Here is a 25,430-nt window from a genome sequence, read left to right as displayed (position 1 = left end):
GCAGAGCGGCCGATTCTGGTGAAACCCTCTTCATGATGGAAATGATTTGATTTCCTAGAATTCATTAGGAAATATCATTTATCCAGGATCGCCATGGACTTCGACCCCACGCTGTTGCGCGCCTTCGTGGCCGTCAAGGAAACCGGCGGCTTCACGCGCGCCGCCGAGCGCCTGCACCTGACCCAGTCGGCCATCAGCCACCAGATCCGCAAGCTCGAGGAGCAGGTGGGCCGGCCGCTGCTGCACCGCACGACGCGCCGCCTCACGGTGACCGAGGACGGTGAAGACTTCCTGCGCTACGCGACGCAGATCCTCGACACGCTCGACGCGATGACGCGGCGCTTCCAGCCCTCGCCGATCTCGGGCGTGGTGCGCTTCGGCGTGCCGGACAACTTCATGGGCGACCGCCTGCCGCCGCTGCTCTCGCAGTTCGCGCGCGGGTTCCCGGCGGTGCGCATGGAGGTCTGCGTGAGCATGCACACCGACTTGCGCGCGGCCATCCGCGCCGGCGAGCTCGACCTCGCGGTCGTGATGTCGCCGCCCGACGTGGTGGAGGGCACCTGCCTGCGGCGCACGCAACTGGTGTGGGCCGCGGCCGAGGCCTTCGAGGCGCCGAAGGGCGCGTCGCTGCCGCTGGCCTTCTTTCCGAAGCCGTGCGTCAACCGGCAGGTGGCCGGGTCGGCGCTCGACCTCACGTCGTCGCTCGACTGGCACGTGGTCTTCACCTCGGCCAGCCCGCAGGGCATTCGCGCCGCGGTGCTGGCGGGGCTGGCGGTGACGGTGCTCACGCACGAGGAGGTGGAGCCGGGCATGAAGATCGTCGACGGCCGCTACGGCCTGCCGCCGCTGCCGAGCGTGAACTTCTCGTTGATCTGGAGCGAGAACGGCAAGACGCCCTGCGCCTGCCGCTTCGGGCAGCTGATCCTGGAGATGCCGGACCTGCCCGGCGTCGAGGCACTACCGCCGCAGGCCTGAATTCCGAAGCAAAAAAAACGGCGCCACGAAGGCGCCGTTTTCATTTGCGAGCGAGCAGGGCTCAGAGCGAGCGCTGCTGTTCGAACGGCAGCGACATCGAACCGAGGTCGCGGCGGGTTTCGACCAGCACCAGCGGACCTTCGTCGAGCACGATCACCGGCGGGCGCTCGCGCGGCACGTGCACCGGCTTCGGCTCGGCAGCGATCGCGGCGCGCGCCTGCGCGATGCGTTCGGCGTCCGAGTTGACCCACTGCAGGCCCGAGCTTTCGGCGATCTGCGCCAGTTCGTTCAGCGGCAGTTCGAAGGCCTGCACCTTGGGCAGTGCGCGGCCGTTGCTGGCGGGCGCTGCCGCTGCGGGCTTGGCCGGGGCTTCGACCACGATGGGTGCAGCTGCGACAGGTGCCGGTGCGGGCGCAGCGGGGCGCTCGAAGCGCGGCTGCTCTTGCACCTGCGGTGCGGGTTCGCGCACTTCGACAGCGGTGGCCACCACAGCCACGGCAGCGGCTTCCGCCACCAGCGGCAGTTGCTGCTGGGGCTGGCGCTCGGCCTGGCCTTCGGCAGCAGCCACGGCGCCTTCGGCGACCGGTGCGGCGTCTGCGCCGTTGGCTTCGTTGCCACCGTTGCCGGCGTCGTCACGCGGACCGCGTTCGCGGCGGTCACGGCCGTAACGGTCACGCGAACGGCCGCGGCGCTCTTCGCCTTCGCGGCGCGGGGCTTGCTGCTCGTTGCCTTCGTTGCTGCCTTGCTCGGCATCGCCGGCGGCAGCCGATTCGGCCACGCGTGCGTCGCCTTCGTTGGCGGCAGGCGCGTCGTTGCGGCGCTCGCGGCGGCCGTCGTTGCGCTCGCCGCGCGGGCCGCGCGACTCGTCGCCACGGCCGTTGCGGGGCTGGCGTTCGCCGTCGCCGGCGGTGGCTTCGTCGCGCGGCTGTTGCTGCTGCGCGTCGCCGTTGCGTTCACCGCGCTCGTTGCGTTCGCCGCCACGTTCACCACGCTCGCCGCGCTCGCCACGTTCACGGCGCTCGCCGCGGGCGCGCGGTGCGCGTTCCGCTGCGGCATTGCCGTTCTCATCGCCGCCGGGTGCCGGCTGCTGTTGCTGCGCGTCGAGGTTCAGGTTGCCGTCGAGCAGGGCTTCGGCCGGCGCGTTGCGGCCTTCGCCACCTTCGCGGCGCTCGCCGCGACCGCCACGGCGTTGTTCGCCGTCGCGCGGGGCGCGTGCTTCACGGGGCTCGCGTTGCTCGCGTGCCGGGTTGGTGCTGTCGTTGCGCTGCTCGGTGTTGCGAGCCTCGCCGCGGCGTTCGCCGCCTTCACGGCGCTCGCCGCCGCGTCCGCCACGGCGGTCGCCGTCGCGTCCGCCCGAACGGCCGCCGCCTTCGCCACGGCCTTCGCCGCCGCGTCCGCCACGGCGCTGTTCGCCGTCGGCGCCGCGCGCACCGCGCGTTTCGCCATCACGGCCCGGGCGACCGCCTTCGCGGCGGGGCTTCGGTGCTTCGACCGGAATGGCGCTGGGGGCCGGTGCCGGTGCGGGCGCCGGCGAGGCGCCGCCGAAGAAGCTCTTGATCCAGGCCATGAAGCCGGTCTGTGCCGGGGCCGGAGCGACCACCGCGGGCGGGGCCACCGGTGCGGGCGCGGGCGCAGCGCGCACCGCTTCGGGCTTGGGCGGCACCACCGGCGCGGGTGCGTCGGGCAGCACGCCCTTGATGACCGGCGTCTGCTTGTTGGTGGGTTCCTGCGAACGGCGCGTGACCGAGGTCGGGTCCTCGATCTCGTCGGCCATCTTGTAGCTGGCTTCGATGTGATCGAGGCGCGGGTCGTCGTGCTTGAGGCGCTCGAGCTTGTAGTTCGGCGTTTCGAGCGTCTTGTTGGGCACCATCAGCACGGTGACGCGCTGCTTGAGCTCGATCTTGGCGATCTCGGGGCGCTTTTCGTTCAGCAGGAACGAGGCGACTTCCACGGGCACCTGCACATGCACGGCGGCCGTGTTGTCCTTCATGGACTCTTCCTGAATGATGCGCAGGATCTGCAGCGCGCTCGATTCGGTGTCGCGGATGTGGCCCGAGCCGCCGCAACGGGGGCAGGGGATCGACGAACCTTCGGACAGCGCCGGCTTCAGGCGCTGGCGGCTCATTTCCATCAGGCCGAACTTGCTGATCGAACCGAACTGCACGCGGGCGCGGTCTTGCCGGAGCGCGTCGCGCAGGCGGCTTTCGACTTCGCGGCGGTTCTTCGACTCGTCCATGTCGATGAAGTCGATGACGATCAGGCCGCCCAGGTCGCGCAGGCGCATCTGGCGGGCCACTTCGTCGGCGGCTTCGAGGTTGGTGCGGGTGGCGGTCTCTTCGATGTCGCCGCCCTTGATGGCGCGGGCCGAGTTCACGTCGACGGACACCAGTGCTTCGGTGTGGTCGATCACGATGGCGCCGCCCGAGGGCAGCTGCACGGTGCGGGCGTAGGCCGACTCGATCTGGTGCTCGATCTGGAAGCGGCTGAACAGGGCGGCGTCGTCGCGGTAGCGCTTCACGCGGGCGGCATGCTCGGGCATGACGTGCGCCATGAACTGCTGCGCCTGGTCGTAGATGTCGTCGGTGTCGATCAGGATGTCGCCGATGTCGTGATTGAAGTAATCACGGATCGCGCGGATGACGAGCGACGATTCTTGATAAATCAGGAAGGCGCCCTTGCCGCCCTTGGCCGCGCCGTCGATGGCGGTCCACAGCTTGAGCAGGTAGTTCAGGTCCCACTGGAGTTCGGGCGCCGAGCGGCCGATGCCGGCGGTGCGCGCGATGATGCTCATGCCCTTCGGGTACTCGAGCTGGTCCATCGCCTCCTTGAGCTCGGCGCGGTCGTCGCCCTCGATGCGGCGCGACACGCCACCGCCACGGGGGTTGTTGGGCATCAGCACGACATAGCGGCCGGCCAGCGAGATGAAGGTGGTGAGGGCCGCGCCCTTGTTGCCGCGTTCTTCCTTTTCGACCTGGACGGTGAGTTCCTGGCCTTCACGGATCACGTCCTGGATGCGGGCCTGGCTGGCCGACACGCCTTCGGCGAAGTACTGCTTGGAGATTTCCTTGAACGGCAGGAAGCCGTGGCGGTCTTCGCCGTAGTCGACGAAACAGGCCTCGAGCGACGGCTCGACGCGGGTCACGACCGCCTTGTAGATGTTGCCCTTGCGCTGTTCGCGCCCTTCGATTTCGATTTCGTAGTCGAGCAGTTTCTGCCCGTCGACGATGGCCAGGCGGCGTTCTTCGGCCTGCGTGGCATTGATCAGCATCCGCTTCATGATGCGTTGTCCTTATATGTATCGTTCTACCGGCTCATGACGAGCCAACGATGCACGGACGACGCCCGCGAAACCAGGGAATTGCCGCTTGGCCCCGGATGCTGTGACTGCCGCGCCAGGCGCGAACAGGCCTCTCGAGCGTCAGCTCAAGAAGACAGCCGGGGTGGGGGCGCGTGGATGGGCGCGAGCCAGATTCGGTGTTGGGTGGCTGCCTTTTTGACAGCCGGTTGCGCAAGGGTGGCGCGCACTGCGGGCGATTCAATGCCTGAGGCGACTGGTCGAAACCAGGTCGACCAGCGCAGGCATATTTGAATCAGCAGCATCAACACAACAAGGGACTCGCTTCGATCCGCCTGCAGCTTGGAAGCTGCAGGCTGGGTATTCCGTATCGGTGTTTCGTGGGTGTCGGCTTGACTTGGGTGCCTGGCCTGCCACTTTGCGCGATTGCGCGGGGTTTGCGGGCTGGACGCCAAAGCGGCATCGACCTCACAGCATGGTCGTCAGTGCTCTAAACTTCTGTCTAATCAAGCACTTACACGACCGCGCTGGTGAAAAACATTATAGGTGCGAAGAAAAGCCCCGCGGGGGCTCCAAATCCCGCGGATCGACCCGCGGGCGCCGACACCGGCACGCCGCACGCCGCCATCCACTTCCTGACCGTCGACGCCGAATCCGCCGGGCAACGGCTCGACAACTTCCTGTTTCGCCATCTGAAAGGCGTGCCGAAGACGCACGTCTACCGGATCATCCGGTCGGGCGAAGTGCGCATCAACAAGGGCCGGGCCCAGGCCGAGACCCGCATCGAAGACGGTGACTTGGTCCGGATTCCGCCGGTCCGCATATCGCCGCGCGCCGAAGAGGGCGCCACGCCGCCCGCGCCGGCGCGCGAGTTTCCGGTGCTGCTCGAAGACGAGGCCGTGCTGGCCATCGACAAGCCGGCCGGCGTGGCGGTGCACGGCGGCAGCGGCGTGAGCTTCGGCGTGATCGAGCAATTGCGCACGGCCCGTCCGGGCGCCAAGTTCCTGGAACTGGTGCACCGGCTCGACCGCGAAACCTCCGGCATCCTGCTGGTCGCCAAGAAGCGCAGCGCACTGGTGGCATTGCAGGACCAGTTTCGCGAGCGCGAGACCGGCAAGACCTACCTGGCGCTGGTCGAAGGCGACTGGCCCGCCAACAAGAAGGTGCTCGACGCGCCGCTGGCCAAGTACCTGCTGCCCGACGGCTCGGGCGCCGGTGCCGGCGAACGCCGCGTGCGCGTGGTCGCCAAGGACCACCCCGACGCCATGCGGGCCGTCACGCTGGTGCGCGTGCTGGCCCGCCTCAGCCTGCCGGGCGACGCCACGCCGCTGTCATTGCTGGCGGTGACCATCAAGACCGGGCGCACCCACCAGATCCGCGTGCACCTGGCCTCGGCCGGGCATCCGATTGCCGGCGACGACAAATATGGCGAGTCCGAGCGCCAGCGCGCCTTGCACAAACTCGGCCTCAAGCGCATGTTCCTGCATGCGTGGCGGCTGCAATTCAACCACCCGGCCAGCGGCGAGCGCATTGCGCTGCAGGCCGGGCTGCCGCCAGAGCTGCATGCGCTGATGTCGCGTGCGGCGCTCGAGGCGATGGCCCAACACCCCACCCCCACGGCCCATGACTGATTCTTCCGCCCGCCCTGCACGTTCCCCTCGCTTCGACCTGATCGCCTTCGACTGGGACGGCACGCTCTACGACTCCACCCGCCTGATCGTGCGCTGCATCCAGGCGGCCGTGGTCGATGTCGGCGGCGCCAAGCCCAGCGAGGACGATGCCGCCTGGGTGATCGGCCTGGGCCTGGCCGAGGCGCTCGCGCGCGCGGCACCCGACGTGCCCAAGGAAAAATACCCCGAGCTCGGCGTCCGCTACCGCTACCACTTCCTGCAGCACCAGGACGACCTCGTGCTGTTCGACGGCGTGCTGCCCATGCTCGATGCGCTGCGCGCGCGCGGCCACAAGCTGGCCGTGGCCACGGGCAAGTCGCGTCGCGGCCTCAACGAGGCCCTGAAGACGGTGGCGCTGCGCGACCGCTTCGACGCCTCGCGCACCGCCGACGAAACCTTGGGCAAGCCGCATCCGCGCATGCTGCTCGAACTCATGGAAGAGCTCGACGTGCCGGCCGAGCGCACGCTGATGATCGGCGACACCACGCACGACCTGCAGCTGGCGCAGAACGCCGGCTGCGCCAGCGTGGGCGTGGGCTTCGGCGCGCATGCGTCGTCCACCTTCGACGAGTTCAAGCCGCTGTACGTGGCGCAGTCGATCGCCGAGCTGCAGGCCTGGCTGCTCGACAACGCCTGAGGGCCAAGGCATGAGCGACTCGCGCATCCCGCTGTGCAATGCCTCGGACCTGGTCGAGGGCGGCAACGCCGTGCCCTTCGACGTGGTCCACGGCGGCGAAACCTGCCGCGCCTTCGCGGTGCGCTTCGAGGGCCTGCCGCATGCGTACCTCAACCGCTGCAGCCATGTGGCGATGGAGATGGACTTCCAGCCCGACCGCTTCTTCGACGACAGCGGCCAGTGGCTGCTGTGCGCGACCCACGGCGCCGTCTACAAGCCCGACACCGGCGAATGCGCGGGCGGGCCGTGCCGCGGCGGGCTCGTGAAGATCGCACTGAGCGAAGAAGACGGCGTGGTGCACTGGCATACTGACTGGAACCTCCAACCTCTTTCCTTCTGACATGACCGATCCGAACCGCAGGGAACCCCAGGGTTTCGAACCGCTGGAGCCGGCCGTCCCCCTCACGACATCCCAAGACAGCCCCCGCACCATGGCCCAAGATCCCACGCAGCGCCCCGGGTGGGAGCGCGCCACGCTCGAGAAACTCGCGTTCGCCTCCCTGAATGAGCAGAAGGCCACGCGCCGCTGGAAGACCTTCGTGCGCCTGGGCTGGCTGGCCTTCTTCGTGTTCCTGGCCTGGTTCGCGTTCTCGCGCAGCACGCCCAGCACCGCCAAGACCACGGCCCACACGGCCGTCGTCGAGATCAAGGGCGAGATCGCCAACGGCGGCGATGCCAGCGCCGAGTTCGTGATCGCCGCCATGAAGACGGCCTTCGAGGACGAGGGCGCCAAGGGCGTGGTGCTGCTGATCAACTCGCCCGGCGGCAGCCCGGTGCAGGCCGGCATCATCAACGACGAGATCAAGCGCCTGAAGGCCAAGCACAAGAAGCCGGTCTACGCGGTGGTCGAAGAAACCTGCGCCTCGGCGGCGTACTACATCGCCGCGGCCGCCGACAAGATCTTCGTCGACAAGGCCAGCATCGTCGGCAGCATCGGCGTGCTGATGGACGGCTTCGGCTTCACCGGCGTGATGGAAAAGGTCGGCGTCGAGCGCCGCCTGCTGACGGCCGGTGAAAACAAGGGCTTCCTCGATCCGTTCAGCCCGATGAACGACGCGCAGCGCGCGCATGCCCAGTCGATGCTCAACCAGATCCACACGCAGTTCATCAACGTGGTGAAGGCCGGCCGCGGCGACCGCCTCAAGCTCGACACCCCGGGCCTGTTCAGCGGCCTGTTCTGGAGCGGCGAGCAGGCCGTCGAGTTCGGCCTGGCCGACCAGCTGGGCAACGTCGACTTCGTGGCACGCGAAGTGATCAAGGCCGAGGAAGTCATCGACTACACGCGCCGCGACAACGTGGCCGAGAAGCTGGCCAAGAAGTTCGGCGCCGCCATGGGCGCGGCCTCGGTGAGTGCGCTGAAGACCTCGCCGGCGCTGCGCTGAGCGCGGCTTTTGTCAGGCGGCGATGCTGTCGTCGCTGCCGGTGAACCGGGCCGAGGCTGCCAGCGCGGCGGCAAAGGCCACCACCACATAGAGCGCGGCGGTCAGCGAACTGACCCGCGCCAGCAGGCCGATCACCGCAGGCCCTGCCATGAACCCCAAATAAGCAATGGCCGATACGGCGGCGATGCCGTTGGCAGGCGCCACGCCCGGTACGCGGGCCGAGGCGCCGAACAGGATCGGCACCACGTTCGCGAAGCCGACCCCGACACCGGCGAAGCCCAACAGCGCGAGCCAGGGCAGGTCGGTCAGCAATACCAGCGTCATCGCCCCCGCCGCCAGCAGGCCGCTGCCGCGCAGCAAGGCCGTGGGTGAGAAACGGGCGCGCATCGCGTCGCCGCCGAAACGCGCAGCTGCCATCGCGGCGGAAAAGCTCGCATAGGCCAGCGCGGCCTGCTGCTGCGGGCTGCCCAGTTCCTGCTGCATGTAGAGCACGCTCCAGTCGTAGATGGCGCCCTCGGCGATCAGTCCCAGCGCGGCCAGCACGCCGAGCACCGCGAGCACGCCGCGCGGCAGGCGAAAGCCGTGGTCCGTTGCAGCCGCGCCGTCGGCGGGTGCGGCCGGCGTGGGCAGCATACGCGTTGCTGCAATCGCGACCACGCCGATCATCACCACGGCCACCGTCCACAGGTGAGTCTGCGGCGCCATGCCGGCGGCCAGCGCCGCGCTGCCGCTCGCGGCGCCGACCATGCCGCCGAGGCTGAACATGCCGTGCATGCCGCTCATCAACGGCTGATTGCCGCGCAACTCGAGCTGTGCGGCCTCGGTGTTGATCGCCACGTCGAACACGCTGGTGACCAGGCCGAACACCGCCAGCAGGCCCAGCAGCGCGGCATAGCCGGGCATCGCGATCAGGCCGGCGATCAGCAGTGCGTAGACGCAGCCGCACAGCGCGGCCATGCGGCGCGGGCCGTGGCGGCCGATCCAGCGACCGGCGCTCGTCAGCCCAACCATTGCTCCAGCGCCCGCCGCGAGCATGGCGAGCCCGAGCTGCGCCTCGTCGATGGCGTAGTGCGCCTTGACCGTCGGCACGTGCACGCCCCAGGTCGCGAAGATGAAGCCCGACGCGAAGAACTGGGCGCGCGACGCCCAGCGCGTACTGGCCGTGACGCCCGGCCCCACCGTCAGCGCCCGATCGCGAACACGGCGGGCAGGCGCTCGTCGGTCGTGGCCTGCGGCTTGGCGGCGCGCCAGGCTTTCACCGTCTCGCTGCGCACCTGCGCGGTCGCCAGCGTCAGGCCGCGCGCGACGGCGAGCCGGGTGTTGTGCTGCAGCGTCTGCACAAGCGCCTGCAGCAGGGCGGCATTGCGGTACGGCGTTTCGATGAAGAGCTGCGTCTGGCCGGTCTTGAGTGCGAGCGCCTCGAGCTCGCGGATGCGCGCCTGGCGCTCGCCGCCGTCCTGCGGCAGGTAGCCGACGAAGGCGAAGTTCTGTCCGTTCAGACCGCTTGCTGCGAGGGCCAGCAGCAAAGACACCGGCCCGGTGAGCGGCACGACGGTGATGCCCAGGTCGTGCGCGGCGCGCGCCACCGACGAGCCGGGGTCGGCCACGGCGGGCATGCCGGCTTCGCTCAGCAGGCCGACGTCGTGGCCTTCGAGTGCGGCGGCCAGCAGCGGGCGGGCGTCGAACTGGCCGGCGTGGTCGCCTTTCTTGTGCACCTCGCGCGGCAGTTCCTGGATGTTCTGCGCCTGCAGCGGCGCGGCCAACGGCACGACGGCGTCGATGCGCTTCAGGTAGGCGCGGGCCGACTTGGCGTTCTCGCAGATCCAGTGCGTGATGCCGGCGGCGGCCTGCAGCGTGCCCAGCGGCAGGGCGTCCTGCAGCGGGGCCTGGAGGTCGCAGCCGAAATCGAGCGGCGCGGGGACGAGGTAGAGCTTGCCTGGGGTGGTCACAGCAGGTCGACCCCCGCGGCGCGCAGCATCCGGCAGGTGCGGATCAGGGGCAGGCCGACCAGCGCGGTGGGGTCGTCGCTGTCGATGGCGTCGAGCAGGGCGATGCCGAAGCCCTCGCTCTTGGCGCTGCCGGCGCAGTCGTAGGGCTGCTCGGCTAATAGATAGCGCTCGATGGCGGCGTCGGAAAGGTCGCGGAACACCACGCGCACGGGGGCGATGTCGCGCTGGACGAAGCCCGTCGCATGGCACACGACGGCGACTGCGGTCTGGAAGATCAGCGTCTGGCCGCGCATGCGGCGCAACTGGGCGGTGGCCCGTGCGTGGTCGCCGGGCTTGCCGAGCGCTTCGCCCGCCAGGTCGGCGACCTGGTCGGAGCCGATCACCACCGCGTCGGGAAAGCGCGCGGCCACGGCATTGGCCTTTTCCAGCGCCAGGCGCTCGGCCAGCGCGTGGGGCGTTTCGCCGTCGAGCGGGGTTTCGTCGACGTCGGGGGCGTGCACCTCGAAGGGCAGATGGAGGCGGGTGAGCAGTTCGCGCCGGTAGCGCGAGGTCGAGGCGAGGATCACGGTGCGTTGCATGCAGCGATTGTGCGTGAGCGACCGGACCCGACCGGCTCGGCGGGTTGCTCGCCTGGGAGGCCGGCCGGCGCGCTAGACTGGGGCGGATGAAGAGAGAATTTGCCCCCGAAAGGCTCAATGTGCCCGCGTTCACCGCGGCGGCCGCCACGCTGGAAGGCGCCGATCCGGTCCCGGGTTTCGCACGCCTGGTCGCCGAACTGGCGACGCCGGCCACCGATGCCGTGGTCCGCTGGGAAGCGACCGGCGAAGAGCGCCCCGGCGCTGACGGCAAGGCGACGCCCTGGCTGCACCTGGATGTCGAAGCCACCGTGCCCCTGGTCTGCCAGCGCTGCCTGTCGCCCGTCGACACCGAGCTGTTCGTGGACCGCTGGTTCCGCTTCGTGGCCGACGAGGCCACGGCCGAGGCGGAAGACGAGGAGTCCGATGAAGACTTGCTGGTCGTCAGCCGCGATTTCGACCTGCGCGGGCTGATCGAGGACGAGCTGCTGATGGAAATCCCCGTCATGCCGGTCCACGACGTGTGCCCGACGCCGGTGCGCTTGTCCTCCAGCGACGACGATTTCCAGGCGGCCGAGGAGGCCAAGCCGAACCCCTTTGCCGTGCTCGGTGCGTTGCGTCCGCGCAAGCCCGAAGAGGGCAAGTAGCCCTTTCTCTCTGGCTGGGCTATAATCATGGGCTTCGCGCGCGCCGCCGTGAGCAGCAATGCATACAAGGCAAAGGCAGAAGGTGGCATTCCATGCATGCCGCCGGAGCTTTCGCCTCATTGCCACCGCTTGAGCCCGCATCCAGTCACCCACCTAACCGTCCAGGAGCCATCATGGCCGTCCAGCAAAACAAGAAGTCGCCTTCCAAGCGCGGCATGCACCGTTCCCACAACGCCCTGGGCGTGCCCGGCATCGCTGTCGAGCCCACCACCGGCGAAACGCACCTGCGCCACCACATCAGCCCGAACGGTTTCTACCGCGGCCGTCAGGTGCTCAAGAACAAGTCCGAAGCCTGATCTCGAATCCCAAGGCCAAGGCCCGAAGCTACTTTTGCTGTAGCGTCGGGCCTTTGTTTTGATGGCTGCGCCTTTTTCTCCCGAACTCACTGCTGCGCCCGCCGCAATCACGCTCGCCGTGGATTGCATGGGGGGTGATCATGGGCCGCGTGTCACGCTCGCGGCCTGCCGCGCGTTTCTCGAGCGGCACAGCGAAGCCTCGTTGCTGCTCGTCGGTGCGCCGGCCGCATTGGCGGGGTTTGCCGACCATCCGCGCGCCCGCATCGTGCCGGCCAGCGAAGTCGTCGGCATGGACGATCCCATCGAAATCGCCTTGCGCAAGAAGAAGGACTCTTCGATGCGCGTCGCGATCCAGCAGGTCAAGGATGGCGCGGCGCAAGCGGCCATATCTGCCGGCAACACGGGCGCATTGATGGCGATCGCACGCTATCTCCTCAAGACGCTTGACGGCATCGACCGTCCGGCCATCGCGCCGCAGCTGCCCAATGTGAAGGGCGGGGCGACCACCGTGCTCGATCTCGGTGCGAACGTCGATTGCGACGCCGAAGACCTGCTCCAGTTCGCCGTGCTGGGCTCGGCGCTCGTTTCGGCATTGACCGGCAACGAATCGCCTTCGGTCGGCTTGCTCAATATTGGCGAAGAAGCCATCAAGGGCAGCGAAACCATCAAGAAGGCCAGCCAACTGCTGCGTGCAGCTGCCAACTCCAAAGATCTGAACTTCTACGGCAACGTCGAAGGGAACGACATTTTCAAGGGCACGACCGACATCGTCGTGTGCGACGGATTTGTCGGCAACGTGGCGCTGAAGGCCAGCGAAGGCGTCGCGTCGATGATCGGCGAGTTCATTCGTGTCGAGTTTTCGCGAAACATTCTCACGAAACTGGTGGCTATTGTTGCTTACCCGGTTCTAAAAGCGTTCAAAGGTCGTTTGGATCACCGTCGCTACAACGGCGCGGCCTTGCTGGGCCTGCGCGGGCTGGTGTTCAAGAGCCATGGCTCGGCCGACGAAGTGGCTTTCGGCCATGCGTTGGATCGCGCTTATGATGCCGCTCGCAACAACCTGCTCGATCGCGTGCGGGCCCGCATCGCCCACGCCGCGCCTTTGCTCGCGCGGCAGGAGTCGGCGGCGCCGGCCGACGCGACAGCCCTTCACGCTTGATGACCCCTTTTTCGCGCATTACCGGCACCGGCAGCTACCTGCCCCCCCGCCGCGTCACCAATGACGACCTTGCCAAGGATCTGGCGACACGCGGCATCGAAACTTCCGATCAGTGGATCGTCGAGCGCACCGGCATTCACGCGCGCCACTTCGCGGCGCCCGATGTCAGCAGCAGCGATCTCGGCCTCGAAGCCGCGAAGCATGCGCTGGAAGCCGCCGGCCGCAAGGCGAGCGACGTCGACCTGATCATCGTTGCGACCTCGACGCCGGACATGGTGTTCCCGTCGTCGGCCGCGATCCTTCAGCACAAGCTCGGCATTGCCGGCTGCCCGGCCTTCGACGTCCAGGCGGTCTGCAGCGGTTTCGTCTACGCACTGACGGTGGCCGACGCGATGATCCGCACGGGCACCGCGCGCTGCGCGCTGGTGATCGGCGCCGAAGTGTTCTCCCGCATCCTCGACTTCAACGACCGCACCACCTGCGTGCTGTTCGGCGACGGCGCGGGCGCGGTGGTGCTCGAGGCCTCCGACGAGCCCGGCATCCTGGCCAGCGACCTGCATGCCGACGGCAAGCACGTCGGCATCCTGTGCGTGCCGGGCCATGTGTCGGGCGGCAACGTGCTCGGCACGCCGCTGCTGCACATGGACGGCCAGGCCGTCTTCAAGCTGGCGGTCCGCGTGCTCGAAGATGCCGCGCGCGCCACGCTGGCCAAGGCCGGCAAGACCGAGGCCGACATCGACTGGCTGATTCCGCACCAGGCCAACATCCGCATCATGGAAGGCACGGCCAAGAAGCTGAAGCTGCCGCGCGAGAAGCTGGTCGTCACGGTGCACGAGCACGGCAACACCTCGGCCGCCTCGATCCCGCTGGCGCTCGACGAAGCCGTGCGCTCGGGCAAGGTGAAGAAGGGTGAGACCCTCATGCTGGAAGGCGTGGGCGGTGGCTTCACCTGGGGCGCAGTGCTATTGAATCTGTAGTGCGTCGCGGCGCCCCGAAGCGGGCGTCGGCGCGATGACGAAGAAACAACAATGAAATCCTTTGCTTTTGTCTTTCCGGGTCAGGGCTCGCAGGCGGTCGGCATGCTCGACGCCTGGGGCGATCACCCGGCCGTGGTCGAGACCTTGCGCGAAGCCTCCGAGGCGCTGAGCGAAGACATCGGCGCGCTGATCAAGAGCGGTCCCAAGGAAGAGCTGGCGCTCACCACCAACACGCAGCCCGTGATGCTGGTGGCTGGCGTGGCCGCCTGGCGTGCCTGGCTGGCCGAAGGCGGCGCCACGCCGTCCGTGGTCGCCGGCCATTCGCTGGGCGAGTATTCGGCGCTGGTGGCTTCGGGCGTGCTCACGCTCGCGCAGGCCGCGCCGCTGGTGCGTTTCCGTGCACAGGCCATGCAGCAGGCCGTGCCGGTCGGTGTCGGCGCGATGGCGGCGATCCTCGGCATGGCGTCCGACAAGGTGGTCGCCGGCTGCGCCGAAGCCACCGCCACGTTCGGCCCCGGCAGCGTCGAGGTGGTCGAGGCCGTGAACTTCAACGATCCGATGCAGACCGTGATCGCCGGCAGCAAGGCCGCGGTTGACAAGGCCTGCGAGCTGTTGAAAGCCAATGGCGCCAAGCGCGCATTGCCGCTGCCGGTGTCGGCGCCGTTCCATTCGAGCCTGATGAAGCCCGCGGCCGAAGCCCTGCGCGAGAAGCTCGCGAGCGTGGCGTTGGCTGCGCCGCAGATTCCGGTGCTCAACAACATCGACGTGGCCGTCGAGACCGATGCCGACCGCATCCGCGACGCCCTGGTGCGCCAGGCTGCCGGCCCGGTGCGTTGGGTCGAAAGCGTTCAGGCCTTGAAACTGCGCGGTGCAACCGCCATCATCGAGTGCGGTCCCGGCAAGGTGCTGGCCGGCATGGTGAAGCGCATCGCCCCCGAACTGGAAGCCGCGTCGGTGTACGACCCGGCCACGCTCGCGGACGTCCGACAATCGCTCGCCGGCTGAACGCCGCCAGGCCCCGATACTTTTTCTCTTTTATGAGCACTCCCAAATTTGAAGGCCAGGTCGCCCTGGTCACCGGCGCAACGCGCGGCATCGGCGCTGCCATTGCGCTCGAACTGGCGCAGCGCGGCCTCAAGGTCGTGGGCACCGGCACCACCGACGACGGCGCCGCCAAGATCACCCAGGCGCTGAGCGCGTTCGACGGCCGCGGCCGTGCGCTCGACGTGAACGACGGCGCTGCCGTCGAAGCCCTGATCGACGAGATCGTGCAGGCTTACGGCGCGATCCATGTGCTGGTCAACAACGCCGGCATCACGCGCGACACGCTCGCCATGCGCATGAAGGACGACGACTGGGATGCGGTGCTCGACACCAACCTCAAGGCCGTGTTCCGCCTCTCGCGCGCGGTGATCCGCCCGATGATGAAGCAGCGCTATGGCCGCATCATCAGCATCACGAGCGTGGTGGGCGCGTCCGGCAATGCCGGCCAGGCCAACTACGCGGCCGCCAAGGCCGGCGTGTCGGGCATGACCCGTGCGCTGGCCCGCGAACTCGGCAGCCGCAACATCACGGTCAACTGTGTCGCGCCGGGCTTCATCGAAACCGACATGACGGCCAGCCTGCCGGAAGCCCAGCAACAGGCGCTGCTCTCGCAGATCCCGCTGGGCCACCTGGGCAAGCCGGCCGACATCGCGCATGCGGTGGCCTACCTCGCATCGCCGCAGGCCTCGTACGTGACGGGGCAGGAACTGCACGTCAACGGCGGCATGCACATGTAGCCGAAAGGCGCAATCTTTTTCCGTACCGGAGCGCGGGGCAAATGCCACGGGCCGCCCGGCTAAAATCCACCAGTTACCTACAACCCTTAGAGGGAATCAAATGAGCGATATCGAAGCACGTGTCAAGAAAATCATCGCCGAGCAACTCGGCGTGGAAGAGTCCCAAGTGACGAACGAAAAGGCTTTCGTGGCCGACCTCGGCGCTGACTCGCTCGACACGGTCGAACTCGTGATGGCACTCGAAGACGAGTTCGGCATCGAGATCCCGGACGAAGACGCAGAGAAGATCACGACGGTGCAGAACGCCGTCGACTACGCCACCAAGAATCAAAAGGCCTGATCGGCCAGCTGACACTGCAACGACGGCCGGCGGCTCTTTTTTCAACCGCCCGCGCCGCTCGGCAGCTGCTCAGCGCTTCCAGAAAGGTTTGCCGGCATGACCAAACGCCGCGTCGTCGTGACCGGACTCGGTTGCATCGCTCCTGTCGGAAACACCGCAACCGAATCCTGGACCAACCTGTTGGCCGGGAAGTCGGGCATTGCGAACATCACCGCGTTCGATGCAAGCGCCTTCGCCTGCAAGTTCGCCGGTGAGGTCAAGGGTTTCGACATCACCCAATACATCTCGGAGAAAGAAGCGCGTCACATGGACCGCTTCATTCATCTGGGACTCGCCGCCGCCATCCAGGCGGTGCAGGACAGCGGGCTGCCGACCGGCGACGCGCTGTCTTATGAAAAGGCCGTGCGCATCGGCTGCAACATCGGCTCCGGCATCGGCGGTCTGCCGATGATCGAGCAGACGCACGGTGAATACGCGAGCCGCGGCCCGCGCCGCATTTCGCCGTTCTTCGTGCCGGCGTCGATCATCAACATGATCTCGGGCCACGTGTCGATCAAGTACGGCTTCAAGGGCCCGAACATCGCCGTCGTGACCGCCTGCACCACCGGCCTGCATGCCATCGGCACGTCGGCACGCATGATCGAGTACGGCGACGCCGATGTCATGATCGCGGGCGGCGCCGAATCGACCATCTCTCCGCTCGGCATCGGCGGCTTCACCGCGCCTCGCGCGCTGAGCACCCGCAACGACGATCCCGCCACGGCCTCGCGCCCGTGGGACAAGGACCGCGACGGCTTCGTGCTGGGCGAGGGCTCCGGCGTGCTGGTGCTCGAGGAGTACGAACACGCCAAGGCGCGCGGCGCCAAGATCTATGCCGAGGTCTCCGGCTTCGGCATGACCGGCGACGCGTACCACATGACCGCGCCCGACGTCGACGGCCCGCGCCGTTCGATGGCGATGGCGCTGGCCAATGCGGGTGTCAACGCCGACGAGGTCCAGTACCTGAACGCGCACGGCACCTCGACGCTGATCGGTGACCTCAACGAGACCAACGCGGTCAAGCTGGCGTTCGGCGATCACGCGAAGAAGCTCGTCGTCAATTCGACCAAGTCCATGACCGGCCACTTGCTGGGCGGCGCGGGCGGCATCGAATCGGTGTTCACGGTGCTCGCGCTGCATCACCAGAAGAGCCCGCCGACGATCAACATCTTCAACCAGGATCCGGAGTGCGATCTCGACTACTGCGCCAACGAGGCGCGCGATCTGAAGATCGATGTCGCGGTCAAGAACAACTTCGGCTTCGGCGGCACCAACGGCACGCTGGTGTTCAAGCGCGCTTGAGCGTCGCTCTCCCATGCACAGCGCACCGTCGGTGACCTATCCGGTGGGGCGCACCCGCGGCGCGACCCGGATTCTTCTGGCCCTTTGGACCCTGGGCGTCTGCTGCGCCGGCGCGGCCTGCTATCTGTTCGATAGCACTGGCTGGCGCCAGTTGTTGCTGCTCTTCAGCGTCGTCTTTTCCGGTGTCGCGGCAGGTTTCGGCCTGCGGCGCGACGGGGCGGCGACGCTGCATTTCGATGGATCGCATTGGTCGCTGACCGGTGCCGATCCGACGCGCGGCGTGCTCGCCGCGCGCGCCGTGGTGGCGCTCGATTTCCAGTCGCTGTTGCTGGTCCGCCTGGCCGAACCCGGCCGCGCGGCGCGCTGGGTCTGGCTCGAGCAGCGGGCCATGCCCGAACGCTGGCGCGACGTGCGCCGTGCGGTCTATGCGCGGCCCCCGGTCGCGGAGCCGACCGGCGACCCCTGGCGCGCGACCGCTCCGGCCGACGCGCCCTGACCCGTTTCGATGACCACTTCTTTGCCTCCCGTGCCTCCGGAGTCCGCGCTGCCCGATGAGGCGGCGCAGGCGCCGCGCCCGGGTGAGGTCGATTTCCAGCTGGTCCAGCGCACCGTCGCGGGCGACCAGAAGGCGTTCGAGTTGCTGGTCATCAAGTACCAGCGCCGCATCGAACGGCTGATCGGGCGCATGGTGCGCGATGTCGACCTGATCGAGGACATCGCCCAGGAGACCTTCATCCGCGCCTACCGCGCACTGCACCAGTTCCGCGGCGAGGCGCAGTTCTACACCTGGCTGTACCGGATCGCGGTGAACACCGCCAAGAAGGCGCTGGTGGACATGAAGCGCGATCCGACCGTCTCCGAAAGCGCACTGCGTTCGTCCTCGGACGACGAAGATGAAACTTACCGTCCTGGAAACGAACCAACCAGCGATGAAACCCCCGAATCGGTCATGGCGGCGAACGAAATCGCCAGTGCCGTCGAGGCTGCCATGGAAGCGCTCCCGACCGAGCTGCGCCAGGCGGTCACGCTGCGCGAGATCGAGGGGATGAGTTACGAAGAGATTGCCGAGGTCATGGATTGCCCGATCGGCACGGTGCGCTCGCGTATTTTCCGGGCGCGTGAGGCCATTTCGGCCAGGGTCAAGCCGCTGCTGGACAACCAGTCCGGCAAGCGTTGGTAGATCAGCAGGTGAATGACATGAATCAGACGATGACGGTTCGGGAACAGGTGTCCGCGCTGGCGGACGGCCATTTGCAGGGCGAGGCGTTCGCGCGTGCGATCGAATCCGTCTGCGCCGGGGACGACTCGCGCGACGCCTGGCACGCGTACCACGTGGTGGGCGACGTGCTGCGCTCGTCGGCGCATTCGCGCTGCAGCGACACCTCGGCCTTCCTGGCGCGCTTCCAGCAGCGGCTGGCGCAAGAGCCGGTCGTGATCGCGCCGCCCGCGGCCGTGGCGCCGCTGGCCGCCGTGCCGGCCGCGATGCCCGTGCGGCAACGCGCCGAGGCGGCCAACGGGCCGGTGTTTCGCTGGAAGCTGGTGGCGGGCGCCGCGTCGTTGATGGCCGTGGCGGCCATCAGCTGGACGCTGGTCGGCAACGGCGCTGCGGTGCCGAACGGCGGTGCCCAACTGGCCGCGGTGCAGCCGCCCGTGGCGAACTCGGTGCTGGCGGCCGCGGCCGGTGGCAGCGAACTGCCGGGCAACGGCGCCCTGACACCGACCCGCGTGCTGGTCGGCAGCGGCAATCCGCAGGTCATGCTGCGCGATCCGCGCCTTGACCAACTGCTCGAAGCCCACCAGCAGGCCGGTGGCGCATCGCAAATGCCGTCCGGTTTCCTGCGCAACGCCACCTTCGAGGGCCCCACGCGCTGATTGCGCGACCGTCGCCGCCTGCAATGACCGTTGTTCACATGCCGATTTCCGCACGCACCCTGGTGCTCGCGTTTGCTGTTCTTTGCCTGGGGCAGATGGCCACCGCGCAGACCCGCTACGGTGCGGCGAACACGAAGAGCGTGCCCTCGGCGCAGACCGACGAACCGCCGGCCATGGGCGTGACCGAGTGGCTGCAGCGCATGCATGCGGGCGCACGGCAGCGCAGCTACGTGGGCACCTTCGTGGTGTCGGCCCCGGGCGGGGACCTGTCGAGCGCGCGCATCTGGCACGTGCGCGACGGCGATCACCAGCTGGAGCGCATCGAAGCGTTGTCGGGCCCGCCGCGCTCGACCTTCCGGCGCAACCGCAACGTGATGACCTTCCTGCCTGAGGCGAAGGTCGTGAAGGTCGAGAAGCGCGAGAACCTCGACCTCTTCCCCAACTTGCCCGACAAGCCCGATTCGTCGGTGGGCGACTACTACGACGTGCGCGCCATCGGCAAGGACCGCGTCGCGGGCTTCGATGCCGACGTGGTGCAGCTGGTGCCGCGCGACGGCCTGCGCTTCGGCTACCGCATCTGGAGCGAACGCCGCTCCGGTCTCGTGGTGAAGCTCCAGACCGTCGACAGCGACACCCGCGTCGTCGAGCAGTCGGCGTTCTCCGAGCTGCAGCTCGATGCGCCCGTGAAGGCGCAGGCGCTGGCGCAGATGATGGCCAACACGAACGGCTACCGCATCGAGAAGCTCGAACTCGAGCGCAGCACCGCGCAGGACGAAGGCTGGATGCTGCGCACACCCGTGGCCGGATTCAAGCCCCGAAGCTTCTTCCGACGCCCCGCGCTGCCCGCCGGCGACGGCAAGCCGCCCAAGTCCGAGGCGACCACCGTCCAGTGGACCTTCTCCGACGGCCTGGCAACGGTCTCGCTCTTCATCGAACGCTACGATCCCACGCGCACGCCGGGCGACGGCGTGCTGACCATCGGCGCCACCAACGCGATCCGCCGGCGACTGCCCGCACCGGCCAGCGACTGGTGGCTGACCGCGGTCGGCGAGGTGCCGCAGCAGACGCTCAATGCCTTTGCCCAGAGCCTCGCGCGCACGCGCTGACGGGCGATGGGCTGACGCCGTGCAGGCGTTCGGGCTGAACCAAGCCGGCGCCGGGTACTCATAGCCTCTGTCGTTATTTGCAGCTCTGTTCTTTTTGAAAGACAACCGATGATGTTCAAAGTCGAGGGACACAAGCTTCGTTCCGGTCTGCTGGCCTTTGCGCTGGCAATGACGGCCGGCGCCACTTTCCTGCCGGTCGAGTCGGTGCATGCGCAGACGCGCACGCTGCCCGACTTCACCGACCTGGTCGACCAGGTCGGTCCGTCCGTGGTCAACATCCGCACCGTCGAGAAGGTCGCGCAGCGCGGCGGCGGCAACGGCGAGATGGACGAGGAGATGCAGGAGTTCTTCCGTCGCTTCTTCGGCCAGCCGCTGCCGGGCACGCCGCGCCAGGGGCCGCGCCCGAACCGTCCGCAGCAGGAAGAAGAGCGTCCGCGCGGCGTGGGCTCGGGCTTCATCCTGACGGGCGACGGCTACGTCATGACCAACGCACACGTGGTGGAAGACGCCTCCGAGGTGCTGGTCACGCTGCCCGACAAGCGCGAGTTCAAGGCCAAGATCATTGGCGCCGACAAGCGCACCGACGTGGCCGTGGTGAAGATCGAAGCCACGGGCCTGCCCGCGGTGAAGGTGGGCGACATCTCCAAGCTGCGCGTGGGCGAGTGGGTGATGGCGATCGGCTCGCCCTTCGGCCTGGAGAACACCGTCACCGCCGGCATCGTGAGCGCCAAGCAGCGCGACACAGGCGAGTACTTGCCGTTCATCCAGACCGACGTGGCCATCAACCCCGGCAACTCGGGCGGCCCGCTGATCAACATGCGCGGCGAAGTGGTGGGCATCAACAGCCAGATCTATTCGCGCTCGGGCGGCTTCATGGGCATCTCGTTCTCGATCCCGATCGACGAGGCCATCCGCGTCAGCGAGCAGCTGCGCACCTCGGGGCGCGTGTCGCGTGGCCGCATCGGCGTGCAGATCGACCAGGTCACGAAGGACGTGGCCGAGGCCATCGGCCTGGGCAAGGCGCAGGGCGCACTGGTGCGCGGCGTCGAAGCCGGTTCGCCGGGCGAGAAGGCCGGCGTGGAGCCGGGCGACGTCATCACCAAGTTCGACGGCAAGGCGATCGAGAAGCCGAGCGACCTGCCGCGCCTCGTGGGCAACACCAAGCCGGGTACCAAGAGCACGTTGACCGTGTTCCGCCGTGGCAGCTCGCGCGACCTCAGCGTGACCATCGCCGAGATCGAGCCCGACAAGCCCGCCAAGCGCGCAACCGACCGCGATGAGCCGGCTGCGAAGCCGTCTGCTTCCGCGGCCCTCAAGTCGCTCGGCCTCGCGGTCAGCGACCTCAGCGATGCACAGAAGAAAGAGCTCAAGCTGAAGGGCGGCGTGAAGGTCGATGCCGCCAACGACGCCGCGGCACGGGCCGGCCTGCGTGAGGGTGACGTCATCCTGGCGGTGGGCAATCTCGAGGTGGCGAATGCCCGCGAATTCGAGGCAGCGGTCGCCAAGGCGGACAAGGCCAAGTCGCTCAGCGTGCTCTACCGCCGGGGCGACTGGGCGCAGTACGCCCTGATCCGACCCGCACGCTGATACGGCGGCGGCGTCAAGTGGCCCCACCCGGCAGTCGGGTTTGGGGCCATTTTTTCGAGGTGTTTACGACGCTTCGGCGCCGGCCTCTAAAAAATCCTGGGCCTCGAAAACGCCAAGATTTGTTTGCGATCACTAACTTATAAAAGGGCTAAGGACGAATTTCGGTAGAATAGACAGCTCCTGGCGGCCAGTCAGCGCATAAAGAGGGCGATGGCCTTCACGATGCGAGATGTCACACAGCCGTCCACCGGTGCTCCACAGATCGCCCACAAGTTGTTCAGCTACTGCTCCACCGATCCTGTTGATAAGTTGTGAGTATCTTTGATGTTGTGGACCTGCAACGAGCCCTTTGGACCCTGTTCCCGGATGTACGTGCTTCCCTTTTTGCCTACAATGAAGTTCCAACTACTGCAGTTGCCATTGCTTGTTGGTTCAGGGCGCGTCTCCAGAAGACGCGCCCTTTTTTCTTGGCCCCGCCCCTCGGCGCCCGAGCCAATTCAAGTACTTAAGCGTTCCCGTTGATGAATCACATCAGAAATTTTTCGATCATTGCGCACATCGATCATGGCAAGTCGACGCTCGCAGACCGTTTGATCCAACGTTGCGGCGGCCTCGCGGAACGCGAGATGGAAGCGCAGGTGCTCGACTCGATGGACATCGAAAAAGAGCGTGGGATAACCATCAAGGCGCAGACCGCCGCGCTGCACTACAAGGCACGCGATGGACAGGTCTACAACCTCAATCTGATCGACACGCCGGGCCACGTCGACTTCTCGTACGAAGTGAGCCGCTCGCTGTCGGCATGTGAAGGCGCATTGCTCGTTGTCGACGCATCGCAAGGCGTCGAAGCGCAGACGGTGGCCAACTGCTACACCGCGCTCGACCTCGGTGTCGAAGTGATCCCGGTGCTCAACAAGATCGATCTGCCGAATGCAGACCTCGACAACGCGCGCACTGAGATCGAAGACGTGATCGGCATCGACGCGACCGACGCGATTCCGTGCTCCGCAAAAACCGGTGTTGGCATCGACGACATCCTCGAGACCATCGTCGCGCGCATGCCCGCACCGCGCGGCAATCCCGACGGCCCGCTGCGCGCGATGATCATCGACAGCTGGTTCGACCCGTACGTCGGCGTCGTGATGCTGGTGCGCGTGGTCGACGGTCGCCTTGTGAAGGGCGAGCGCATCAAGATGATGGCGTCGGGTGCGATGTACAACGCCGACAGCATCGGCGTCTTCACGCCCGCCAACGAAGCGCGCGCGTCGCTCGAAGCCGGCGAGGTGGGCTACATCATCGCGGGCATCAAGGAGCTGCAGGCGGCCAAGGTCGGCGACACGGTCACGCTGATCCGGCCCGGCACTGGTGGCGCGGCCGCCACGGCCACCGAGGCGCTGCCCGGCTTCAAGGAAATCCAGCCGCAGGTGTTCGCGGGCCTGTACCCGACCGAAGCCAGCGAGTACGACTCGCTGCGCGACGCGCTCGAGAAGCTCAAGCTCAACGATTCGTCGCTGCGCTACGAACCCGAAGTGAGCCAGGCGCTGGGCTTCGGCTTCCGCTGCGGCTTCCTGGGCCTGCTGCACATGGAGATCGTGCAGGAGCGCCTGGAGCGCGAGTTCGACCAGGACCTGATCACGACCGCGCCGAGCGTGGTCTACCAGGTGGTGCGCAACGACGGCGAAGTGATCATGGTCGAGAACCCGTCCAAGATGCCCGACGTTGGCAAGATGGCGGAAATCCGCGAGCCCATCGTCACCGTGCACCTGTACATGCCGCAGGAATACGTCGGCTCCGTCATGACGCTGGCCAACCAGAAGCGCGGCGTGCAGCTGAACATGGCCTACCACGGCCGCCAGGTCATGCTGACCTACGAGATGCCGCTGGGCGAAATCGTGCTCGACTTCTTCGACAAGCTGAAGTCGGTGAGCCGCGGCTACGCCTCCATGGACTACGAGTTCAAGGAGTACCGGGCCTCCGATGTGGTGAAGGTCGACATCCTGCTCAACGGCGACAAGGTCGATGCGCTGTCGATCATCGTGCACCGCAGCCAGTCGCAGTACCGCGGCCGCGCGGTGGTGTCGAAGATGCGCGAGATCATTTCGCGCCAGATGTACGACGTGGCGATCCAAGCGGCCATCGGGGTCACGATCATTGCGCGTGAGACAATCAAGGCACTTCGCAAGAACGTGCTCGCCAAGTGCTACGGCGGCGACATCTCCCGCAAGAAGAAGCTGCTCGAGAAGCAGAAGGCGGGCAAGAAAAGAATGAAGCAGATCGGCTCCGTCGAAGTCCCGCAAGAGGCCTTCCTCGCGATTCTGCAAGTCGAAGACTGATCACCACGAACATGGCATACCTCACCACCCTGGTTCTCGCGGCGTTCGCCAGCTACGTCGGCGCCTGGTATTTCGGCGCGCTCGAAGGCAACTTCGCGCTGCTGCTGTTCGTGGCCACGGTGGTCACCGGGGTCTACTGGCTGGCCGAGCGCTTCTACTTCCTGCCACAGCGCGAACGCGCCGCCGCCACGCTCGAGAGCTCCATCGCTGAACGCAACACGCGGCTGGCGGGGCAGGGCATCACCCAGGTCGACACCACCGACGCCAAGGCCAGCGAACGCCTGCTGATGCAGCCCTGGTGGCTCGACTGGACGGCGGGCCTGTTCCCGGTGATCCTGGTGGTGTTCCTGCTGCGCTCGTTCCTGTACGAGCCCTTCAAGATTCCCTCGGGCTCGATGATGCCCACGCTGCTGACCGGCGACCTGATCCTGGTCAACAAGTTCACCTATGGCCTGCGCCTGCCGGTCGTCAACACCAAGCTCACCGACGGCACGCCGCTGGCGCGCGGCGACGTGGTGGTGTTCCGCTACCCGCCCAAGCCCAGCATGGACTACATCAAGCGCGTGGTCGGCATCCCGGGCGACGAGGTGGCCTACCTGAACAAGAAGCTCACGATCAACGGCCAGCCGGTGGGCAAGGCCCCGATCGCCGACTACCTCGATGGCGAGTCGATGCGCATCCTGAAGCAGTTCGACGAAGACCTCGGCGGCAAGCAGCACAAGATCCTCAACGATGAGAACGCCCCCGCCTTCGTGCCGGGTGCCAGCGACTTCCCGTTCCGCGAGAACTGCCGCTACTCGGTCGAGGGCGTGGTGTGCAAGGTGCCCGAAGGCAACTACTTCATGATGGGCGACAACCGCGATAATTCGGCCGATTCCCGTTTCTGGGGATTCGTACCGGACAAGAACATCGTGGGCAGGGCCTTCTTCGTCTGGATGAACTTCGGCGATCTAGGTCGCATCGGTCCGTTTCAATAATTAATCAACAGTCAACGTTACTGTTCGAGGGGTAAGAGGGCATGAGAACCAACAGTCGGTCCGTCCGTGGCAGTGCCGCGCACCAGCGCGGCATCTCGTTCATCGGCCTGGTGTTCGTCGCGGCGGTGCTGGGCTGCGTGGGCGTTGTCGTCGCGCAGGTCATTCCGACGCTGATCGAATGGCAGGCCATCGACAAGGCCGCCAACAAGGCCAAGGAAGGCGCCACGGTGCCCGAGATCCGCGCGATCTTCGACCGTGCCCAGGCCATCGACGACTTCAAGTCCGTCAGCGGCCGGGACCTCGAGATCAAGAAGGTGGGCGACAAGGTCGTCGTGTCGTATGCGTACGAGCGCGAGATCCCCTTGTTCGGGCCGGCCTACCTGACGCTCAAATACAAGGGCGCGTCCCGCTGACCGCGGTGTCGAACAAGAA

The 25,430-nt window shown here is 67.2% G+C and carries 25 protein-coding genes; 21 read left to right on the top strand and 4 right to left on the bottom strand.

Translation table 11 applies throughout. From position 1 onward, the window contains the following. Positions 1–93 precede the first annotated feature (93 nt). A complete protein-coding gene (locus tag AC1RL8_RS14750) occupies positions 94–975 on the top strand; it encodes a LysR family transcriptional regulator (RefSeq protein ID WP_492684637.1) in 882 nt (293 codons plus the stop codon). Between the two features lie 61 nt (positions 976–1,036). Here AC1RL8_RS14750 and AC1RL8_RS14745 read toward each other — a convergent pair whose 3' ends face one another. Beyond that, positions 1,037–4,252 (bottom strand): Rne/Rng family ribonuclease, encoded by a 3,216-nt coding sequence (locus AC1RL8_RS14745; RefSeq protein WP_492684636.1) that lies wholly within the window; start codon positions 4,250–4,252, stop codon positions 1,037–1,039. Positions 4,253–4,800: 548 nt separating this feature from the next. Here AC1RL8_RS14745 and AC1RL8_RS14740 point away from each other — a divergent pair. The 4 genes from AC1RL8_RS14740 to AC1RL8_RS14725 are packed head-to-tail and all read left to right on the top strand — an operon-like array spanning position 4,801 to position 7,998. Further along, positions 4,801–5,901 carry an RluA family pseudouridine synthase gene (locus AC1RL8_RS14740; RefSeq protein WP_159273189.1) on the top strand — a complete coding sequence of 367 codons (1,101 nt, stop codon included), beginning with the start codon at positions 4,801–4,803 and terminating at the stop codon, positions 5,899–5,901. After that, complete coding sequence (locus AC1RL8_RS14735; RefSeq protein WP_492684635.1) at positions 5,894–6,577, top strand: HAD family hydrolase; 684 nt, start codon at positions 5,894–5,896, stop codon at positions 6,575–6,577. The genes AC1RL8_RS14740 and AC1RL8_RS14735 overlap by 8 nt, the downstream gene beginning before the upstream one ends. 10 nt (positions 6,578–6,587) lie before the next feature. Next, positions 6,588–6,956, top strand: coding sequence for a Rieske (2Fe-2S) protein (locus AC1RL8_RS14730; protein WP_070062237.1), 369 nt, complete (start codon positions 6,588–6,590; stop codon positions 6,954–6,956). Between the two features lies 1 nt (position 6,957). Further along, positions 6,958–7,998 carry a S49 family peptidase gene (locus AC1RL8_RS14725; RefSeq protein WP_159273190.1) on the top strand — a complete coding sequence of 347 codons (1,041 nt, stop codon included), beginning with the start codon at positions 6,958–6,960 and terminating at the stop codon, positions 7,996–7,998. 12 nt (positions 7,999–8,010) lie between these two features. Here the strand turns inward: AC1RL8_RS14725 and AC1RL8_RS14720 are convergent, their stop codons facing one another. The 3 genes from AC1RL8_RS14720 to AC1RL8_RS14710 are packed head-to-tail and all read right to left on the bottom strand — an operon-like array spanning position 8,011 to position 10,525. Then, on the bottom strand, positions 8,011–9,177 hold the full coding sequence (locus AC1RL8_RS14720) for an MFS transporter (protein WP_492684634.1): 1,167 nt from the start codon (positions 9,175–9,177) through the stop codon (positions 8,011–8,013). 2 nt (positions 9,178–9,179) lie between these two features. After that, positions 9,180–9,947: an SAM-dependent methyltransferase gene (locus tag AC1RL8_RS14715; protein ID WP_369646081.1), complete on the bottom strand. Its 768-nt coding sequence runs from the start codon at positions 9,945–9,947 to the stop codon at positions 9,180–9,182. Next, complete coding sequence (locus AC1RL8_RS14710; protein ID WP_492684633.1) at positions 9,944–10,525, bottom strand: Maf family protein; 582 nt, start codon at positions 10,523–10,525, stop codon at positions 9,944–9,946. The genes AC1RL8_RS14715 and AC1RL8_RS14710 overlap by 4 nt, the downstream gene beginning before the upstream one ends. An 86-nt stretch (positions 10,526–10,611) precedes the next feature. On the opposite strand from AC1RL8_RS14710, the gene AC1RL8_RS14705 reads away from it, so the two are divergent. The 16 genes from AC1RL8_RS14705 to AC1RL8_RS14630 all read left to right on the top strand — a co-directional run bounded on the left by AC1RL8_RS14705 (position 10,612) and on the right by AC1RL8_RS14630 (position 25,411). Continuing rightward, the gene (locus tag AC1RL8_RS14705) at positions 10,612–11,169 is read left to right on the top strand and encodes a YceD family protein (RefSeq protein WP_492684632.1); all 558 of its coding nucleotides are present in this window, start codon (positions 10,612–10,614) and stop codon (positions 11,167–11,169) included. A gap of 173 nt (positions 11,170–11,342) precedes the next feature. Further along, positions 11,343–11,525 (top strand): 50S ribosomal protein L32, encoded by a 183-nt coding sequence (gene rpmF, locus AC1RL8_RS14700; protein WP_057592299.1) that lies wholly within the window; start codon positions 11,343–11,345, stop codon positions 11,523–11,525. A gap of 61 nt (positions 11,526–11,586) precedes the next feature. Then, positions 11,587–12,684: a phosphate acyltransferase PlsX gene (gene plsX, locus AC1RL8_RS14695; RefSeq protein WP_492684631.1), complete on the top strand. Its 1,098-nt coding sequence runs from the start codon at positions 11,587–11,589 to the stop codon at positions 12,682–12,684. Then, positions 12,684–13,661 (top strand): beta-ketoacyl-ACP synthase III, encoded by a 978-nt coding sequence (locus tag AC1RL8_RS14690; RefSeq protein ID WP_070062242.1) that lies wholly within the window; start codon positions 12,684–12,686, stop codon positions 13,659–13,661. Before plsX ends, AC1RL8_RS14690 begins: the two co-directional genes overlap by 1 nt. Positions 13,662–13,712: 51 nt before the next feature. Then, a complete protein-coding gene (fabD, locus tag AC1RL8_RS14685; protein WP_492684630.1) occupies positions 13,713–14,666 on the top strand; it encodes an ACP S-malonyltransferase in 954 nt (317 codons plus the stop codon). A 32-nt stretch (positions 14,667–14,698) separates the two neighbouring features. Continuing rightward, complete coding sequence (gene fabG, locus AC1RL8_RS14680; RefSeq protein ID WP_062475549.1) at positions 14,699–15,442, top strand: 3-oxoacyl-ACP reductase FabG; 744 nt, start codon at positions 14,699–14,701, stop codon at positions 15,440–15,442. Between the two features lie 100 nt (positions 15,443–15,542). Next, positions 15,543–15,782, top strand: coding sequence for an acyl carrier protein (gene acpP, locus AC1RL8_RS14675; RefSeq protein ID WP_007830471.1), 240 nt, complete (start codon positions 15,543–15,545; stop codon positions 15,780–15,782). Positions 15,783–15,878: 96 nt separating this feature from the next. Beyond that, complete coding sequence (gene fabF, locus AC1RL8_RS14670) at positions 15,879–17,123, top strand: beta-ketoacyl-ACP synthase II (protein WP_153282466.1); 1,245 nt, start codon at positions 15,879–15,881, stop codon at positions 17,121–17,123. Positions 17,124–17,136: 13 nt separating this feature from the next. After that, a complete protein-coding gene (locus AC1RL8_RS14665; protein ID WP_492684629.1) occupies positions 17,137–17,619 on the top strand; it encodes a hypothetical protein in 483 nt (160 codons plus the stop codon). Positions 17,620–17,628: 9 nt separating this feature from the next. Then, positions 17,629–18,303 carry an RNA polymerase sigma factor RpoE gene (rpoE, locus tag AC1RL8_RS14660; protein ID WP_235926394.1) on the top strand — a complete coding sequence of 225 codons (675 nt, stop codon included), beginning with the start codon at positions 17,629–17,631 and terminating at the stop codon, positions 18,301–18,303. 17 nt (positions 18,304–18,320) lie between these two features. Further along, on the top strand, positions 18,321–18,995 hold the full coding sequence (locus tag AC1RL8_RS14655) for a sigma-E factor negative regulatory protein (protein ID WP_492684628.1): 675 nt from the start codon (positions 18,321–18,323) through the stop codon (positions 18,993–18,995). Between the two features lie 38 nt (positions 18,996–19,033). Then, on the top strand, positions 19,034–20,101 hold the full coding sequence (locus AC1RL8_RS14650) for a MucB/RseB C-terminal domain-containing protein (protein ID WP_492684627.1): 1,068 nt from the start codon (positions 19,034–19,036) through the stop codon (positions 20,099–20,101). Positions 20,102–20,209: 108 nt separating this feature from the next. Further along, entirely contained in the window at positions 20,210–21,688 is a 1,479-nt protein-coding gene (locus tag AC1RL8_RS14645; RefSeq protein ID WP_070062247.1) for a DegQ family serine endoprotease, read from the top strand. A 521-nt stretch (positions 21,689–22,209) separates the two neighbouring features. After that, entirely contained in the window at positions 22,210–24,021 is a 1,812-nt protein-coding gene (gene lepA, locus AC1RL8_RS14640) for a translation elongation factor 4 (protein WP_070062248.1), read from the top strand. An 11-nt stretch (positions 24,022–24,032) separates the two neighbouring features. After that, positions 24,033–24,998 (top strand): signal peptidase I, encoded by a 966-nt coding sequence (lepB, locus tag AC1RL8_RS14635; RefSeq protein ID WP_062475534.1) that lies wholly within the window; start codon positions 24,033–24,035, stop codon positions 24,996–24,998. A gap of 41 nt (positions 24,999–25,039) precedes the next feature. Continuing rightward, positions 25,040–25,411, top strand: a complete 372-nt coding sequence (locus AC1RL8_RS14630) for a DUF4845 domain-containing protein (protein ID WP_062475531.1) — start codon at positions 25,040–25,042, stop codon at positions 25,409–25,411. Positions 25,412–25,430 lie beyond the last annotated feature (19 nt).

Source organism: Variovorax sp. GW822-FHT04E09 (genome assembly GCF_058800845.1).
This window is presented reverse-complemented; position numbering and strand designations above follow the sequence as displayed.

Coding starts and splice junctions, on each gene's coding strand:
- fabG (WP_062475549.1), top strand. CDS start 14,699: ATGAGCACTCCCAAATTTGAAGGCCAGGTCGCCCTGGTCACCGGCGCA.
- AC1RL8_RS14735 (WP_492684635.1), top strand. CDS start 5,894: ATGACTGATTCTTCCGCCCGCCCTGCACGTTCCCCTCGCTTCGACCTG.
- plsX (WP_492684631.1), top strand. CDS start 11,587: ATGGCTGCGCCTTTTTCTCCCGAACTCACTGCTGCGCCCGCCGCAATC.
- lepA (WP_070062248.1), top strand. CDS start 22,210: ATGAATCACATCAGAAATTTTTCGATCATTGCGCACATCGATCATGGC.
- AC1RL8_RS14730 (WP_070062237.1), top strand. CDS start 6,588: ATGAGCGACTCGCGCATCCCGCTGTGCAATGCCTCGGACCTGGTCGAG.
- AC1RL8_RS14665 (WP_492684629.1), top strand. CDS start 17,137: ATGCACAGCGCACCGTCGGTGACCTATCCGGTGGGGCGCACCCGCGGC.
- AC1RL8_RS14705 (WP_492684632.1), top strand. CDS start 10,612: ATGAAGAGAGAATTTGCCCCCGAAAGGCTCAATGTGCCCGCGTTCACC.
- AC1RL8_RS14710 (WP_492684633.1), bottom strand. CDS start 10,525: ATGCAACGCACCGTGATCCTCGCCTCGACCTCGCGCTACCGGCGCGAA.
- AC1RL8_RS14650 (WP_492684627.1), top strand. CDS start 19,034: ATGCCGATTTCCGCACGCACCCTGGTGCTCGCGTTTGCTGTTCTTTGC.
- AC1RL8_RS14745 (WP_492684636.1), bottom strand. CDS start 4,252: ATGAAGCGGATGCTGATCAATGCCACGCAGGCCGAAGAACGCCGCCTG.
- rpmF (WP_057592299.1), top strand. CDS start 11,343: ATGGCCGTCCAGCAAAACAAGAAGTCGCCTTCCAAGCGCGGCATGCAC.
- AC1RL8_RS14645 (WP_070062247.1), top strand. CDS start 20,210: ATGATGTTCAAAGTCGAGGGACACAAGCTTCGTTCCGGTCTGCTGGCC.
- AC1RL8_RS14690 (WP_070062242.1), top strand. CDS start 12,684: ATGACCCCTTTTTCGCGCATTACCGGCACCGGCAGCTACCTGCCCCCC.
- acpP (WP_007830471.1), top strand. CDS start 15,543: ATGAGCGATATCGAAGCACGTGTCAAGAAAATCATCGCCGAGCAACTC.
- AC1RL8_RS14655 (WP_492684628.1), top strand. CDS start 18,321: ATGAATCAGACGATGACGGTTCGGGAACAGGTGTCCGCGCTGGCGGAC.
- rpoE (WP_235926394.1), top strand. CDS start 17,629: ATGACCACTTCTTTGCCTCCCGTGCCTCCGGAGTCCGCGCTGCCCGAT.
- lepB (WP_062475534.1), top strand. CDS start 24,033: ATGGCATACCTCACCACCCTGGTTCTCGCGGCGTTCGCCAGCTACGTC.
- AC1RL8_RS14750 (WP_492684637.1), top strand. CDS start 94: ATGGACTTCGACCCCACGCTGTTGCGCGCCTTCGTGGCCGTCAAGGAA.
- fabD (WP_492684630.1), top strand. CDS start 13,713: ATGAAATCCTTTGCTTTTGTCTTTCCGGGTCAGGGCTCGCAGGCGGTC.
- fabF (WP_153282466.1), top strand. CDS start 15,879: ATGACCAAACGCCGCGTCGTCGTGACCGGACTCGGTTGCATCGCTCCT.
- AC1RL8_RS14630 (WP_062475531.1), top strand. CDS start 25,040: ATGAGAACCAACAGTCGGTCCGTCCGTGGCAGTGCCGCGCACCAGCGC.
- AC1RL8_RS14725 (WP_159273190.1), top strand. CDS start 6,958: ATGACCGATCCGAACCGCAGGGAACCCCAGGGTTTCGAACCGCTGGAG.